We start from the raw sequence: 15,950 nt of genomic DNA, 5'->3' as shown, positions 1-15,950 counted from the left end.
TGAATTGTCGTTGTTGACACTCTTAATGAGTGCCCACACAGATTGTCTTGTTATAAATTGTTAAAGAACAGTGCAAAGCATTGATTTAACTAAACTTTGCTGCTTCCGAACTTTCTGTTTCGTCCGAAGCGGGATGCGTATATTACGCTCTTCGTTTTTAGTGTCAACAACTTTTTGAAATTTTATTTCGAAGCGTTTTCACTTAAAACCACTTCAACTTTGTCTTTCAGACCTCGTTGAAGTGAGGCGCGCATTCTACGCTGTTTGTTTTCTTCGTCAACCTTTTTTTGAATTTATTTTCAAAGTCCGAATTGCTTGAAAACCGCTCCACACTTGGGCTTGAGGAGTTTTTAACCACTCTTCATTTTGCCTTTCATGCCGAAGTGGAGGCGCATTATAGAGAGATAAATTGCAACGTCAACAGCTTTTTTAAAATTATCTGTTTTTTGTTAGTTGTAGTACAGTGAGCGCTCAATGATGTATTAAGAAGTAGTTAGATACCCTATGATTTGTGCAGCTCAACAATGCGTTTTCATTCATGTTCCCAAAACCGGGGGACAAAGTGTTGAACAATTCTTTCTTGAATTAAATGGTCTGAATCTAAAGCAGAAGGATCAACTTTTAATTTCCCGTAATGATGATCCCAGTAAAGGGCCTTCTCGCCTGGCACACATGCGTGCTCATGAATATGTTGATTGTGGACACATGACTCAAGAAGACTACGACCGTTTCTTTACATTCGCATTTGTAAGAAATCCCTGGAGTAGGCTTGTCTCTGAATACTTACATAAGAAGCTTGATAACAAATACAGTTTTAAAGAGTGGGTAGCCAGCGCTATGCCAGAAGCGGATGACTTTAGTGATGCGTACCGGCATGTAATACCGCAATCAGATTACCTGGTTAATAAAGAAGGTAATTTGATTGTTGATTTCGTCGGGCGTTTCGAGAATTTGCAAAGCGACTTTAACAGTGTCTGCGAAAAACTGGGTATTGCTAACAGCGCACTGCCCCATGCTAACTCCACGTCGAGCTTCCGGCGCACACTGGAACGCAAGATTCGTCATTTGTTTATTAAGGAGAAGCGTATAAAGCAGCACTACACTGCCTATTATGACGCTGAAACCGCAGATAAGGTTGCCGCAATGTATGCCACCGACATTGCTATGTTTAACTATACGTTTGATGAGTAAGCTATGACTACACTATCTTCTTATAAGGGTATCCTGCCTAAACTTGGCAATAATGTATATGTGGCAGACTCTAGCCGCATGGTGGGAGACATTCGCATTGGTGATGACAGCAGTATCTGGCATATGGTTGCTGCGCGCGGCGACGTGAATCATATTGTTATCGGCGAGAGAACCAATGTTCAGGATGGTACTGTTTTGCATGTTACCCGAAAATCACCCGGCAACCCGCAAGGATATCCACTGCTAATAGGTGATGACGTAACAATCGGCCACAAGTGTATGTTACATGGATGTCAGCTGGGTAATCGTATTTTGGTAGGCATGGGCGCCATCATTATGGATGGTGCGGTAGTTCAGGATGATGTATTTATTGGTGCAGGCACACTTGTCCCGCCAAATAAAACATTAGAAAGCGGTTATCTTTATGTGGGCAACCCTATGGAAAAGAAACGTCCGCTGTCTGATAAAGAACGCGCTTTTCTGAAGCAGTCTGCCATTAACTATGTTGAACTGAAAGACGAATATTTACAGGAAGCCGGGGAAGTATAAATTCACCGGCTGTCATCCGTCAGGACGTCTGTTTTAATTCTCGTAAGTACTGTTCGACGTCATGAGTGAGTGGTTTCTCTCCGGTCCAAATGGTAAAAGCAGCAGCTGCTTGCTGAACCAGCATACCCAAACCATCTACCTCATGAACCGCTCCGTGATCTTTAGCATATTCCATAAACACGGTAGGTTTACTGCCATACACCATGTCGTAGGCCACTGTGCAATTTTGAAATACCTGGGCAGGTACGTCTGGCAATGTCCCCTGCAGGCTTGCAGACGTAGAGTTAATTACAACATCGTATGTTGCTGCCAGAGACTCCAAGGTTACCGCAACAACGCGCGCGCTTTCACTGTTGCTTGCTATTTCCTGGGCTTTGCTTAACGTTCGGTTAAAAATATGCAGAGTATTCACACCAGCTTCTAACAGCGGTTGAACCACGCCTTTTGCTGCGCCACCAGCCCCAAGTAGAAGGATGTTAGCACCTTGAAGACTTGCGCCTTTTGCATTCAGATCCGTCACCAGGCCAATGCCATCGGTATTGAACGCCAGTAGCCTGCCGTTTTCATCGCGCATCAGTGTATTGGCTGCCTTTGCTAATCTGGCAGCAGGATTACACTCATCAGCAAGTGCATAAGCCTGCTCTTTAAAAGGCAGAGTAACATTGCACCCTAGCCCCCCTGCGTTCCAAAAATCAGTTAACGCCCTTTCAAACCCATCGATTGGTGCAAGTACCTTGGTATACTCCAGTTCAACACCACAGGATTTTGCAAACATACTATGTATAGTTGGTGATAAACTCTGTGCTATTGGATTTCCAAAAACGGCGTACTTTTTCATGGGACTGTTATCTAAATTAGGCATGGGTAAAAAATCGACTCCCAACTCTACTGATGTTACCACCCCCTATCAAGCGATTGGTGGTGAAAAAGTTGCGCATGCAATTGCTAACCGGTTCTACGATATTATGGAAACCGATCCCATTGCTGCAGATTTACTGGCGATTCATCCACAACCATTAGACCGGATCAGAGAGGTATTTTACCTTTACCTTACCATGTGGCTTGGCGGTCCTAACGATTATGAACAACAACGCGGGCATCCGCGTTTGCGCGCTCGCCACCTGCCGTTTACGGTTACACCCACGTTGAAAGTGCAGTGGATGTACTGCATGAAGAAAGCCATATACGAAAATGTGCCCAACATAGCGCTGGCAGACCAATTACTGGCAGCATTGGATCAGTTGGCTAATCACATGATTAATTCAGACGCATAAAAAAGCCCTTCCGAAGAAGGGCAACAGGCAGTGCAAAAACACAAGGTGAATCTGATATTTTGTTTAATTAAAATTTGTAGCCCAAAGAAACAGTGTAGACATAAGGGTCAATTTGGATATCTTTAATTTCCCCTTTGGCTTCACCCACTTTAAACGTTGCAGAGGTATCGATGTCTATCCAGCGTGCAGACGCATTAACATGCCACTTCTCATCAATTGCATAGTCAAAGCCTAACTGTGCAGACAAACCAAAAGAATTGTCTAAAGACAGATCGCTCAGGCCGGCTTCTTTATTGGCAGATGTGAACTGTTCATCGAAGAAAATAGTGTAATTTACGCCAACTCCAGCGTATGGCTGAAATGCAGATGACGCATCGGCAAAATAGTAGTTAACGCTAACTGTTGGTGGCAAATGTGTTACTTCACCAACCTGATTACCTGTGCCCAGCGGATCAGCAACACCAAAATTTACATCGTGTGTGAACGGTGTAGCCGCTAATAGCTCAATATTGATATTGGGTGTAACAAAGTAAGCTACGTTCAAACCTAACTGCGTGTTGCTATCTACTGTTACGTTAACGCCCAGATCAGCACCACCAGCCAGAATATTTGAAGAAGAGTCATCAGGTGAAACTGATGTTAAACCGGCGCGAACCAGAATGTCGCCAGTTTCATAGGCAAACGCAGCAGGTGCTGTAACTAATGCAGCCAGGATGATTGTGGCTAAGGTTGATTTTTTCATTGTACTTTCTCACTTGTTTTAACTTGATGAGGCGTACTTTACGCTTCCTCAAATTCAAAATGTTGATCTAAAACAAGTTTGAAAATACGTTTTACTATCAGTGATTTCGAGTTGATCTGTATCAACCCGAATCACGGATCAGGGTTGATTTTACCACTCGATTGGTTTCAACCAGTCCTGTAGTTTTGCTTCAGGCGAGCCGGCCGGCGCCTCGTAGCAATATTCCCATCTGGCTAAAGGTGGCATCGACATGAGGATGGATTCTGTGCGCCCACCCGTTTGTAAGCCAAACAACGTGCCGCGATCGAATACCAGGTTAAATTCTACATAACGACCACGGCGATAAAGCTGGAACTGTCGCTCGCGCTCGCCAAATGCTATCGCTTTGCGCTTTTCAACAATCGGCACATAGGCATCGAGATAACCATTGCCAACAGCCTGCATAAAGGCAAAGCATTTGTCGAATTCCCAGTGATTAACATCATCAAAAAACAAACCGCCAACGCCGCGTGTCTCATTGCGATGCTTCAGGAAAAAGTAATCGTCACACCACTTTTTATATTCCTGGTACACGTTGTCGCCGAAGGGCTTACAAATGTTTTTCGCTACCTGATGCCAGTGTTGAACATCTTCTTTAAATGGATAAAAAGGTGTGAGATCGAAGCCGCCACCAAACCACCAGATTGGTTCTTCGCCTGGTTTATCTGCAATAAAGAACCGCACATTGGCGTGTGATGTGGGTACATAAGGGTTATGCGGATGAATAACCAGTGATACCCCCATCGCCTGAAAACTTCGGCCCGCCAGCTCAGGACGCGATGCCGTTGCAGAAGCAGGCATTTGCGTACCAAACACATGCGAGAAATTTACTCCACCCTGCTCAATCACCGCACCATTGCGCATCACGCGTGAGCGGCCACCACCACCTTCAGTACGTTCCCAGGCATCCTCAATGAAATGCCCTTTGCCATCGGCCAGTTCAAGGGTATGACAAATATTATCTTGCAGCGCGAGGAGAAATTGCTTTACCGACGCAATGGCAGATTCGGTATTAATGGCTTCATTTTGCATTAGGCATTCCGGATAATGGCGCCGGTAAGGGCGTCTTTGATCATTGAGGGTTGTGCAGCACCGCCCACTTCAGACGGAACATAATGAACGCTATCGCCAAAATAGTCCTTGGCTTGTGCAATGGTTCGCGCAGGCTCTTCACCGCTTGGGTTTGCACTGGTCGAGACTATAGGGCTGTTTATTTTGTTACAGAGGGTTCTGACACCTTCATGAGCAGAAACGCGTACCGCGATTTTATCGTGTTCACCGGTGATCCAGGCTGGTGCCGTTGCCGATTTTGGCAGCAACCAGGTTACTGGCCCAGGCCAGCAGGAAAAAATAGCAAAACGCCGGTCCTGTGGAATCGCGTTATCGTTCACAAAAGGCAATAATTGCGAGTAATTGCTGGCTACCAGGATCATGCCCTTTTCTACCGGCCGCTGTTTAATTGCCAGCAATTTGCGCACGGCAGCTTCATTATTTGGGTCGCAACCGATACCCATAACGGCTTCCGTTGCATAAATCAGTAACTCACCCTGTTCAAACGCTGCGATATCAGGATCCACTGGGGCCGACACCTGACTCATACCACCACCTCTATTGTTCGCGTTGTAACTTAAACCCGCACAGGGGCTGCGGACACACCAACTGTCCCTTTTTATCTACCATTATCGCCCAGCCACATTCCGGGCACGGCTCTGGTACGGGGGCGAAATTTACCACATATCGGCATTGAGGATAACGGTTGCAAGCAAAAAACCGCTTTCCGTATTTGTTGGTGCGGTCAATTAAATGGCCTTCTTTGCACTTTGGACAATTGACCAGCGTATCCTGCTGGCTTTTGGTGCCTTCGATGTGATGACACTCAGGGAAATTGGTACAGCCAATAAACATGCCATAACGGCCTTTTTTAATGGCCATATTCGAACCACACTCAGGGCAGTGACTGTCTTCGATAACTTTGAGGACCGTAGTTTGAGTGTCGTGCAGAGGCTTGGCGTAGTGGCATTCAGGATAGCCACTACAGCCTATAAACGGGCCGGTTTTGCTGTTTCGGATATGCAGATCTTTCCCGCAGTCCGGACACTGACCGTATTGATGCTCCAATGCATGCTCGTGTGCACTGAATAGCGAATGATCAATTTTCGACACTGTGTATCAACACTTAACCCTTACTCGGAATCAGTGCAGTATACCGTCATACTCTTCGAATAACAGATCTTCCATCTGCGCATAGGCATTTTCTTTGCCCGGCACATTAAACAGCACCATGAGGATTACCCATTTCAAATCTTCCAAACAGAATTCGGCGGAGTCGATTTCCATTACGCGGTCGATTACCATTTCACGGGTAGATGCATCAAGTACCCCCACCTGCTCAAGGAATAACAAAAATCCCTGACACTCGGTGTCTAAACGCATTTGCTCCTGATGGGTATAGATACGGCTTAAGCCACTGCTAATACCTTTACAGAAATAAGGGTTAATATCGGTTTCCTGTAGCGCAGCCAGTTTTTCAAGCCACGCCAGTGCTTTGTATATTTCATCATGATGGAATCCCGCCCGAATAAGCTCGTCGGTGAGTTCATCCTGATCGACGCGAATTTCGGTCTCACTATGAACGAAGTTCTCGAACAGATACATGAGGATATCGAACATTATATTTTCCCCCTCAAGTTGATGTAACAACCAGACAGTTGCTACGGTAACCTCGCAACTTATGATCACAGCATGGTCTGCTTAGCAAATAGACCAAAGTGTTGCGTTCGGCATTAACACTATTAAGCATAGTGCTTAATCTCAACTTATCGAAAAATCCTGTCGCTGCCAAGCATTCGGTGCGAAATATTTCATTTATTTGCTAACTGTTCTTACGCCCCAAGGGATTTGCTGATTTAACCAACAGATACCGCCTGAAATGCGCTCAATAGCTGCGGCGGTAACCTCCGGGCACAGCAACTACCTTGCCCGCTATTTCGAATTCCAGCATATCAGCCATCACCTGTGCCACCGGCATCCCGGATCGGGTTGAAATATCGTCTACACTGGTAAATTCGGTATCAACATGGGCCAGCAATCCTTGAAGTTGTTCCCAAAGTAAGTTGCTTTGAGCAGGGTCAGCGTCTCTGGATTGCGCAACATCCATTCCAAGCTCAAATAGGATGTCAGGCACGCACGTGGTAAGTGTTGCGCCTTGTTGTATTAAGTAGTGCGGCCCCGCGGTTAACGGGTGCTTTATATTGCCTGGTATTGCAAATACGTCCTTGCCCGCATCGGCAGCAAGGTTAGCCGTGATCATTGAGCCACTCTTAATTTTTGCCTCTATCACCAGCACAGCTTCCGACATAGCAGCAATAATGCGGTTTCTGCGTGGGAAGTGATACGGTTTTGGTATAACCCAAGGGGCAAACTCACTCACCATGCATCCCCCACCCGCTAGCATCTGCTGCGCCAGCTTTACGTGGCTTTTGGGGTGCATTTGTTCCAGCCCGCCCCCCATAACCGCAATCGTATTTCCACTGGTGCCGCATGCTCCCTTATGGGCCGCACCATCAATGCCCAGCGCCAGCCCGCTGGTTATAGTTAATCCCATCGCCCCCAATTCTGCCGCAAACTCCGTAGCAATAGATAAACCTTGCAAGGTAGCCCGCCGACTACCCACAATGGCAACTTGTCGTTGTGACAGCAATTGGGGATTACCCTCGCAGAACAATACCAGCGGTGGCGAGGTCAGCTCTTTTAATAACGCAGGATACAGGGGGTGATCGAAGTCGATAATGTAGCGATGTTGTGCATGAGCTTGCCAGGCTAAAGCCCTTTTAATGCTATCCCTTTGCAGATCAAAGGCGCTTGAATCTTCTTCTGTTAGTCCCGTCTCCAGTAACGCTGTATCAGATAAAGAGAATGCTTCAGTCAAACTCAATGAATGGTGGGCTAACCAGTTTTTCCAGAACGCAGGAGAACGCTTCTCGTACAGACTGAGTGACAGCCAACAATGTGCGGTGCTGGAGATATCTGCATTTGGCATAAAAGCTCCCAATGAATATTGGGAGCCTCGTACTCTTATGGTTGAGCGACGATATTCCCGGTTTTAACAACGTCGGCAGCACGAGTAATGATACCGTAACTGGCATGGGTAAACGTGCTGAAAATAACTAACTCTCCTACTTTTAAAGCAGGTTGTTCAACGGTTGAGCCGTCGTCAAATACGCTGACGACCACTTTACTTTCGCTCAGGTATTTAGGCTCATCACCATCAATGATGGTTGGCCCCTGCTGGTAAATCCCCATCACAGTGCCAGGTTGAATGTCACTTTCGCCCAGATCAACAATCACCACGTCGTACTTGCCGAGTAACTGATGCTGGTGAAGATTGCCAACAATAAAGCCCCGCTGCTCTTCCGTGGCGGCTTGAAGCGTCATATCACCTGCTATTTTCGGCTCACCGTATAACAGTTTGTCACCGCGTTTGGCTTCTGAATTGGTGCCTTCGATTTTTACCAACCACTCGCCGGCGGCGCGATCCTCCACCATTGTGGCATTGGCAATGTGGTGTACCTGTACCCCAAGCGTATTGCCGTCGAGGTCTTCGATCTTAGATTGTTTGCGAATAACGCGATACTGATCTCTGGCACGGCCGCTGCGTCGGCTCATCACCAAGTCATCATCAACAAAACGCATAGAAGCGTTCTTATCACCCAACAAATGGGGCAGAATTTTGTACTTTCCGGGATCCAGAATTTCATGATGCTGAATGTAGGGTTCGATTACCGACCACGGTAATAAACTGATTGGTGACGGTTTTGTTGTGCGCTCAACATCAGGCGACAGCGTAATACGAGGTTTATCTCTTACTACGTCCATGACAGGCTCGCCATCTACGTAACGCAATACCAGCACATCACCCGGGTAAATGAGATGTGGATTCATAATTTGCGTATTGTTGCGCCACAAATCCGGCCATAGCCAGGGTTTGTCTAAAAACAACCGGGCGATATCCCACAACGTATCGTTTTTCTTCACGGTGTACGTTGTTGGTGCGTCGTCTTTAATATCCAACGCAAGCGCTGCACAGTTAACACACCACAGCAAACCTGCGGTAATTATTGCGACCAGCGTTTTCGATTTATTTACCATTGTTCATCCTCGCCCTGCTTCGGGTGGCTGCACTACCTTGTATTATTAGATCATAATCCCCAATTATTCAGTAGTGTAATGATTATATACTGCATGAAAACCTGCTTTAGGCTAGAATAAAGGCAGTTAGCACCCTGTAAATAGTCCTATCGGACGGTGCGTATATTTCTTAATACAGAATAGAGTGTAAATAGCAACAGATGGCAATTTTAGACGTTTTACAATTCCCCGACGAGAGACTTCGCACCGTGGCTAAGCCGATTGCTGAGGTCAATTCTGAAGTTAAACAGTTAATCGCAGACATGTTCGACACCATGCGCGACGAAAAGGGCATTGGCTTGGCAGCAACACAGGTTGACCGTCACGTACGTTTGGTTGTTATGGATGTGTCGGAAGAACAGAATGAACCACGGGTATTTATCAACCCGGAGATCATTGCCAAAGAAGGCTCTACTATCAGTGAAGAAGGCTGTTTGTCGGTACCGGGAAACTACGCTAAGGTAGATCGCGCAGAAAAAGTGACGGTAAAAGCTCTCGATGGCGAAGGTAATGAATTTAAGTTAGAAGCTGATGGCTTGCTGGCGATTTGTATTCAACACGAATTAGACCACTTACAAGGAAAGTTGTTTGTCGATTATCTGTCGCCGCTCAAGCGCCAGCGTATTCGTAAAAAGCTGGAAAAAGACGCGCGTATGGCCACTAAGGCCTGAGCGCAACAATGATGACTACACCACTTCGAATTATTTTTGCAGGTACACCTGAATTCGCTGCCGATCATTTGGCTGCTTTGATAGCCAGCCACCACAACGTGATTGCCGTTTACACGCAACCCGATCGGCCTGCCGGGCGTGGGAAAAAGCTCATGCCCAGCGCCACCAAGCAACTGGCGCTGCAGCACGATGTTCCCGTATATCAACCTGAAAGCCTGAAAAGTGCGGATGCACAGCAGCAACTCGCCGATCTGGATGCCGATATTATGGTAGTGGTGGCATACGGGTTACTGCTACCCAAAGCCGTACTGGATACACCGAAACTGGGTTGTATTAACGTTCACGGCTCTATTCTGCCCCGTTGGCGCGGAGCAGCGCCTATTCAGCGCAGTATATGGGCTGGCGATAAAGAAACGGGTGTAACCATCATGCAGATGGATATTGGCCTGGATACGGGCAACATGCTGCACATTGAAACCCTGCCAATAGAAGCCGATGATACCAGTGCCAGTCTTTACACTAAGCTTGCCGGCGTTGGCCCTAAGGCATTGGTTTACACCTTGAACAACATTACTGAGTTGTCTGCCACCGTGCAGGATGACGCACTGGCGACCTATGCCAAAAAGTTATCCAAAGAAGAAGCCTTTATGGACTGGCAACAAAGTGCTGCGCAGTTAGCACGCAACATTCGAGCGTTCAATCCCTGGCCTGTATGCTGGACCATGCTTGGCGACAAGCAAATCAAGATTTGGCAGGGCCATGTTTCTCAGGACAGCACCAACAAGGCTGTACCTGGTACTCTGTTGCGTGCAGACAAACAAGGAATAGTGATTGCCACCAGCGAGGGGGCGCTTTGCCTCACGCAAATTCAAATCCCCGGCAAAAAGCCTATGGCCGTTCAGGACGTATTAAATGGACGTCAGGACTGGTTTGAAGTTGGCTCTGTTTTGCCAAGCCAGCCCGAGTAATAAAGATGAAATTACCTCCATACACCAACCTCAGAGCCGATACCGCCTGGGTGATTTACAGTGTGCTCGAGCTGGGAAAGTCATCCCGTGAATGTCTGGCAAAAGCTCAGGCCAGACACAACAAACAAGACAGCGCCTGGTTGCAAGAGATGGCTATGGGCGTATTTCGTCATGTACCACAGTTGCAGATATGGCTTCGCCAACTCCTCGACCAGCCACTCAAAGGCAATAAAAAGATCCTGGAGCATTTGTTATTGCTGGGTTTTTATCAACAGGCATATAGTCGCGTATCCGATCACGCAGCAGTATCGGCTACGGTAGATGCAGCAGATGTACTGGGCGGGATGCGACTTAAAGGCTTAATAAACGCCGTACTGCGGAATTTTCAGCGTCAGCAATTAGCTTCACAAACCAGTAGCGACCCTATTGTGGCATCGGGGTTACCCAAGTGGATGTACAAGCGCATCGCGGCAGCTTATCCGGAACAACTGGTTAATATTATTGATGCTATGAATCAACCCGCGCCCGTTTGGCTGCGGGTTAACACCCGTCAGTGTAGCCACCAGAAGTACTGTAAAGCACTGACTGAAGCGGGTATCAATTTTGAATTAAGTGACCTGCATCCGGATGCGGTCATTCTGCTTGATCGCCTGCCAATTACCACGCTACCCGGTTTCCCGCAGGGCTGGTTTAGCGTACAGGACGGCGCAGCCCAATTAGCCGCGCCCTTATTGTCACCTCAGCCTGGTGAACGGGTACTCGACTGCTGTGCCGCCCCGGGTGGAAAAACCGCGCATGTATTAGAAAAGCAGCCTGAACTGGCTGCCTGTGTCGCGCTTGACTCCGAGGCGTCGCGCCTGGAACGTTTGACTGAGAATTTGAACCGATTGCAGTTAGAAGCTGAAGTGATTTGTGCCGACGCAAGCACCCCTGACAGCTGGTGGGATGGCAATCAGTTTGACCGCATTTTGCTGGATGCCCCCTGCTCAGCAACCGGCGTGATCAGACGCCATCCCGATATTCGCTGGTTGCGAAAGCCCGCCGATATTGAAGCGCTGCAATCGTTACAACAACGCATACTTGATGCACTTTGGCCTACATTGAAACCGGGCGGCACATTGCTTTATGCAACCTGTTCTATTCTTCCCGAAGAAAATACCCTGCAAATACAGCAATTTTTGGCTCGTCAGCAGGACGCCACGTTACAACCGATGACGGATAGTGAATCAAATGACAAACCCGGCAGACAAATTTTGCCTGGCGAACAACAAATGGATGGTTTCTATTATGCGAGGCTGCTAAAGTCCGTATAACCAAGCATATAACAGCCTTTTAATAACGACGATGAAGATAATCATCCTTGGCGCCGGACAGGTAGGTGGTACCCTAGCCGAAAACCTGGTTGGCGAAAAAAATGAGATCACGGTAATCGACTCCGACCCCGTCATTTTGCGTGCATTGCAGGACAGGTTGGATTTACAAGTGGTTGCCGGGGTAGGCTCTCATCCCGATATTTTGAAAAAGGCAGGCGCCGAAGACGCTGACATGCTGATAGCCGTTACCAACAGTGACGAGAGCAACATGTTAGCGTGCCAGGTAGCGTACAGTTTGTTTAAAACGCCCACTAAAATAGCCCGCGTTCGCTCTGAACAATACATCATTTACCAAGAACAACTCTATAAACAACAGGATATTCCTGTTGACCATATAATTGCTCCCGAACAGTTGGTTACCCAGTCAATTAAGCGGCTGATCGATTACCCTGGTGCGCTTCAGGTAGTGGAGTTTGCCGATGGCAAAGCCAGCCTTGTTGCTGTAAAAGCGTATTATGGTGGTTTGCTAGTGGGCCATGCGCTTTCTGCTCTGAAAGAACACATGCCTAACGTTGAAACGCGGGTTGCTGCCATTTACCGTCGTGGCCGCCCTATCCGACCATTGGGCACCACAGTAATAGAAGCTGATGACGAGGTATTCTTTATAGCCGCAACCAAGCACATTCGCGCGGTAATGAGCGAGCTACAAAAACTCGAGTCCAGTTACAAGCGCATAATGATTGCGGGTGGTGGTTTAATTGGCGCAGGGCTGGCAAAACGGCTGGAGCACAATCACAACGTTAAGCTCATAGAGTACAGCCACGAGCGCGCTCAATACCTGTCTGCTCACCTGGATAAGACCATCGTATTTTGCGGTGACGCGTCAGATTCAGAGTTACTCAGCGAAGAAGGGGTTGATCAGGTTGACGCGTTTATTGCGGTAACCAACGACGATGAAGCGAATATCATGTCTGCTATGCTGGCCAAGCGTATGGGTGCACAAAAGGCCATGGTGCTGATTCAACGCAGTGCATATGTTGATTTGGTCCAGGGCGGCGAAATAGACATTGCGTTCTCACCTCAGCAAGCCACTATCTCGGCACTGCTTACCCATATCCGCCGGGGCGATATAGTTAATGTGTACTCACTTCGCCGTGGGGCCGCAGAAGCCATAGAGGCGATTGCTCACGGAGATCAAAACACCTCGAAAGTGGTGGGCAGGCAAATTGGCGATATTAAGCTTCCACCCGGCACAACCATTGGCGCTGTAGTGCGAGAAGATCAGGTGATCATTGCGCACAGCGACACAGTAATTGAAGCGAACGATCACGTGATCCTGTTTCTGGTAGATAAGAAATACATCAGTGACGTAGAGAAGCTATTCCAACCCAGCGCGTTTTTCTTCGGCTAACGTTGTCGGTTAACATTGTAATTTGGTTAACCGTTATTACCCGATATCATCGCAGGTTACTCTGCCACTTACCTGAATGATATGTGCAGATGTGTGCTATCTGACAGCGCTAGCCCCGCCAGAATGTGGGAGAAAACAACACCAGCAGAGAGAAGATTTCCAGCCGCCCAAACAGCATCGCGATAACCAGTAACCACTTTCCGCCATCACTCACATCGGCAAAAGTACCCGCAACCGAACCCAAGCCAGGACCCAGGTTGTTCAGCGTTGCTGCTGTGGCAGTAAACGCGCTGATGTTATCGAGTCCGGTGGCAATCAGGCCAATCATGATCACCACAAACACAATGGCATAGGCAGAAAAGAAGCCCCATACCGCTTCTACTACACGGTCAGGCATAGCACGCTCACCCAGTTTTACTGAGTAAACCGCTTTAGGGTGAATAAGCCTGTCTATTTCCCGCTTTCCCTGTAAAAACAGTAAATAAATGCGAATCACTTTTAACCCGCCGCCGGTAGATCCGGCACAGCCACCAATAAAGCTGGAAAAAATTAGCAAAATAGGCAGGAACGACGGCCAGTTAGCAAAGTCGGTTGTGGCAAAACCTGCAGTCGTACTTATAGAAACGGCTTGTATAACTGCCTGATCCAGTGCCTCTTCCGCAGTACTAAACTGATTGTGCATTACCAATACTATAAAGCACACGGTAATTAAGGCTGCCTGAATAAACAAAAATGCTTTTAATTCAGGATCCTGCCAATAGCCTTTCAGGTTTCGACCACTGGCGGCCGCATAGTGAAGCGAAAAGTTGAGCGCTGCTATCAGTAAGAAAACCGCACAAATTGCATTTACCATGGGACTGTCGAAGTATCCCAGGCTGGCATCATGGGTAGAAAATCCGCCAATCGCGATAGTTGAAAACGAATGACAAATAGCATCGAACCAGTTCATACCAGCCAGCCAGTACGCTACGGTACAGGCAATGGTAAGAGACAAGTAGATGTACCATAAGTGTTTTGCGGTATCGGCAATGCGCGGTGTCATTTTGGAATCTTTTACCGGTCCGGGTGTTTCTGCCCGGTATAGCTGCATGCCCCCTACGCCTAAGATTGGAAGAATGGCGACGGCCAGTACGATGATCCCCATACCACCCAGCCATTGTAGCTGCTGACGGTAAAACTGCACCGAGTGCGGCAAAAAGTCGATGCCCTCAATCACCGTGGCCCCAGTAGTAGTGAGGCCAGAAAAGGACTCGAAAAACGCGTCGGTTACACTCATCGACGGCTGTTCTAACAGGATAAACGGGATCGCACCAAAACTGGCCAGTACCGACCAGAACAACACAACGATCAAAAAGCCTTCTTTGGCTCTGAGGTCTTTTCTGTGTGCTCTGTTTGGATACCAGAAGGCACATCCGGTAAGAATACACAGGATAAACGCCAGGAAAAAAGGCAAACCACTACCGTCCTGATAGACCAGTGACACGATGGCAGGTGGGATCATGGTCACAGAAAACAGGGCAACTAACAGCCCCAGGATCCGAATGATAGCGCGGTAGTGCATTATTATCGCTTTTACAGAGTGGTTTATGATTGCTGCCTACACTATATAGCGAAAGCAACAATCAACCAAATTTTGCTACTTCAACGCCAATACAGACTGCACCATTTTGTCGAGTCCTATACTGACTTCCAGCATATTCTGACCCAGCATATAGGCAGGTGTTGTAACTAATTTCGCTTCCTGATCGATAATGACACTGTCTACCGCACAGTTCTGATGTTTAGCGCCAAAGGTTTCCAGGGCAGTAGCAGTACCGGCGTCATTTCCAATGGTCAGGTTGGTGTCATTGCCATATACTTTTGCCGCTAACGCCGGTGCGATACAGGCATAGGCGGCGGGTTTACCGGCTTTCGCAAAGCCCTTACACACCGTCAACACTTCGCTGTTAAACGCACAGTCTGGCCCGTCTATGGCAAACGTGCAGAGATTTTTCGCGGCGCCAAAACCACCGGGTAACACTAGTAAATCGAAGTCATCAACGTTGCACTCCGAAACGGGTTTAATATTGCCTCGTGCAATGCGCGCTGCTTCTGTTAACACGTTGCGTGATTCACCTTCCACTACTTCACCGGTTAAATGGTTTACAACGTGAAGCTGCTCCATATCGGGTGCAAAGCACTGATAGCTGGCGCCATGTTTCTCCAGACTCAGGAGTGTTAACACTGCTTCGTGGATCTCTGCACCATCGAATACGCCACATCCACTAAAAATCACCGCTGCCTTTTTCATCTACTCGTCTCCAGACCAGGCATTCACTGCCTTATGCTATTTACTTTTATAGATCTCTATTAACTAATAAAAATTTTATCAACCAATACTAGGAATTCTGCTTGAGTATGCTAGATTAGTCGGTGCCCTGCACATTGAGCATTTCTCGTACAGGCATGTTATCCACAATGATATATGGAAATAACAAAGCAGGGTAGCTTCCTATCTCCTTTTTATTTTTCCTTATTTTTCAATTAACTCTGCCATTTTCGCGCGTGGAGTTGCGATCGTGTTTTGCGATCTGAGATCACATTAGATCACAAAGTTATCCACAAC

Annotated in this window: 17 protein-coding genes; 7 read left to right on the top strand and 10 right to left on the bottom strand. The window is 47.5% G+C overall.

What is annotated here, in order from left to right; genetic code table 11:
• The first annotated feature begins 504 nt into the window (after positions 1–504).
• Entirely contained in the window at positions 505–1,191 is a 687-nt protein-coding gene (locus FJ444_RS09595) for a sulfotransferase family 2 domain-containing protein (RefSeq protein ID WP_140958022.1), read from the top strand.
• Between the two features lie 3 nt (positions 1,192–1,194).
• Positions 1,195–1,740 carry a gamma carbonic anhydrase family protein gene (locus FJ444_RS09590; RefSeq protein WP_140958021.1) on the top strand — a complete coding sequence of 182 codons (546 nt, stop codon included), beginning with the start codon at positions 1,195–1,197 and terminating at the stop codon, positions 1,738–1,740.
• A gap of 19 nt (positions 1,741–1,759) precedes the next feature.
• Here the strand turns inward: FJ444_RS09590 and aroE are convergent, their stop codons facing one another.
• Positions 1,760–2,578, bottom strand: coding sequence for a shikimate dehydrogenase (gene aroE, locus FJ444_RS09585; RefSeq protein WP_140958020.1), 819 nt, complete (start codon positions 2,576–2,578; stop codon positions 1,760–1,762).
• On the opposite strand from aroE, the gene FJ444_RS09580 reads away from it, so the two are divergent.
• A complete protein-coding gene (locus tag FJ444_RS09580; protein WP_140958018.1) occupies positions 2,577–3,014 on the top strand; it encodes a group II truncated hemoglobin in 438 nt (145 codons plus the stop codon). The genes aroE and FJ444_RS09580 overlap by 2 nt on opposite strands.
• Positions 3,015–3,081: 67 nt before the next feature.
• Here the strand turns inward: FJ444_RS09580 and FJ444_RS09575 are convergent, their stop codons facing one another.
• From FJ444_RS09575 to FJ444_RS09545, 7 genes are all read right to left on the bottom strand, one after another.
• Entirely contained in the window at positions 3,082–3,756 is a 675-nt protein-coding gene (locus tag FJ444_RS09575; RefSeq protein WP_140958016.1) for an OmpW family outer membrane protein, read from the bottom strand.
• Positions 3,757–3,906: 150 nt separating this feature from the next.
• Positions 3,907–4,827 carry an oxygen-dependent coproporphyrinogen oxidase gene (gene hemF, locus FJ444_RS09570; protein WP_140958015.1) on the bottom strand — a complete coding sequence of 307 codons (921 nt, stop codon included), beginning with the start codon at positions 4,825–4,827 and terminating at the stop codon, positions 3,907–3,909.
• Complete coding sequence (locus tag FJ444_RS09565; RefSeq protein ID WP_140958013.1) at positions 4,827–5,393, bottom strand: Sua5/YciO/YrdC/YwlC family protein; 567 nt, start codon at positions 5,391–5,393, stop codon at positions 4,827–4,829. The genes hemF and FJ444_RS09565 overlap by 1 nt, the downstream gene beginning before the upstream one ends.
• A 10-nt stretch (positions 5,394–5,403) precedes the next feature.
• Complete coding sequence (locus FJ444_RS09560) at positions 5,404–5,958, bottom strand: type I DNA topoisomerase (RefSeq protein WP_140958012.1); 555 nt, start codon at positions 5,956–5,958, stop codon at positions 5,404–5,406.
• Between the two features lie 30 nt (positions 5,959–5,988).
• Positions 5,989–6,465: a DUF494 family protein gene (locus FJ444_RS09555; RefSeq protein ID WP_140958010.1), complete on the bottom strand. Its 477-nt coding sequence runs from the start codon at positions 6,463–6,465 to the stop codon at positions 5,989–5,991.
• 265 nt (positions 6,466–6,730) lie between these two features.
• Entirely contained in the window at positions 6,731–7,834 is a 1,104-nt protein-coding gene (dprA, locus tag FJ444_RS09550) for a DNA-processing protein DprA (RefSeq protein ID WP_140958009.1), read from the bottom strand.
• Between the two features lie 35 nt (positions 7,835–7,869).
• On the bottom strand, positions 7,870–8,943 hold the full coding sequence (locus FJ444_RS09545) for a LysM peptidoglycan-binding domain-containing protein (protein ID WP_140958008.1): 1,074 nt from the start codon (positions 8,941–8,943) through the stop codon (positions 7,870–7,872).
• 200 nt (positions 8,944–9,143) lie between these two features.
• Here FJ444_RS09545 and def point away from each other — a divergent pair, with 200 nt between their 5' ends.
• Genes def through trkA form a run of 4 tightly spaced genes read left to right on the top strand, consistent with a single transcriptional unit; the run spans position 9,144 to position 13,345 of the window.
• On the top strand, positions 9,144–9,653 hold the full coding sequence (gene def / locus FJ444_RS09540) for a peptide deformylase (RefSeq protein WP_140958006.1): 510 nt from the start codon (positions 9,144–9,146) through the stop codon (positions 9,651–9,653).
• Between the two features lie 11 nt (positions 9,654–9,664).
• Positions 9,665–10,621: a methionyl-tRNA formyltransferase gene (gene fmt / locus FJ444_RS09535; protein ID WP_140958070.1), complete on the top strand. Its 957-nt coding sequence runs from the start codon at positions 9,665–9,667 to the stop codon at positions 10,619–10,621.
• Between the two features lie 5 nt (positions 10,622–10,626).
• Entirely contained in the window at positions 10,627–11,934 is a 1,308-nt protein-coding gene (gene rsmB / locus FJ444_RS09530; RefSeq protein ID WP_140958005.1) for a 16S rRNA (cytosine(967)-C(5))-methyltransferase RsmB, read from the top strand.
• 31 nt (positions 11,935–11,965) lie between these two features.
• Positions 11,966–13,345: a Trk system potassium transporter TrkA gene (gene trkA, locus FJ444_RS09525; protein ID WP_140958003.1), complete on the top strand. Its 1,380-nt coding sequence runs from the start codon at positions 11,966–11,968 to the stop codon at positions 13,343–13,345.
• Between the two features lie 109 nt (positions 13,346–13,454).
• Here the strand turns inward: trkA and FJ444_RS09520 are convergent, their stop codons facing one another.
• Together FJ444_RS09520 and elbB are read right to left on the bottom strand one after the other, a co-directional pair.
• A complete protein-coding gene (locus FJ444_RS09520; RefSeq protein WP_140958001.1) occupies positions 13,455–14,906 on the bottom strand; it encodes a TrkH family potassium uptake protein in 1,452 nt (483 codons plus the stop codon).
• A gap of 75 nt (positions 14,907–14,981) precedes the next feature.
• Positions 14,982–15,635: an isoprenoid biosynthesis glyoxalase ElbB gene (gene elbB / locus FJ444_RS09515; protein ID WP_140958000.1), complete on the bottom strand. Its 654-nt coding sequence runs from the start codon at positions 15,633–15,635 to the stop codon at positions 14,982–14,984.
• Positions 15,636–15,950: the final 315 nt, after the last annotated feature.

Origin of the sequence: Aestuariibacter sp. GS-14 (assembly GCF_006494365.1) — a bacterium.
Lineage (GTDB): Bacteria > Pseudomonadota > Gammaproteobacteria > Enterobacterales > Alteromonadaceae > Alteromonas > Alteromonas mangrovi.
This window is presented reverse-complemented; position numbering and strand designations above follow the sequence as displayed.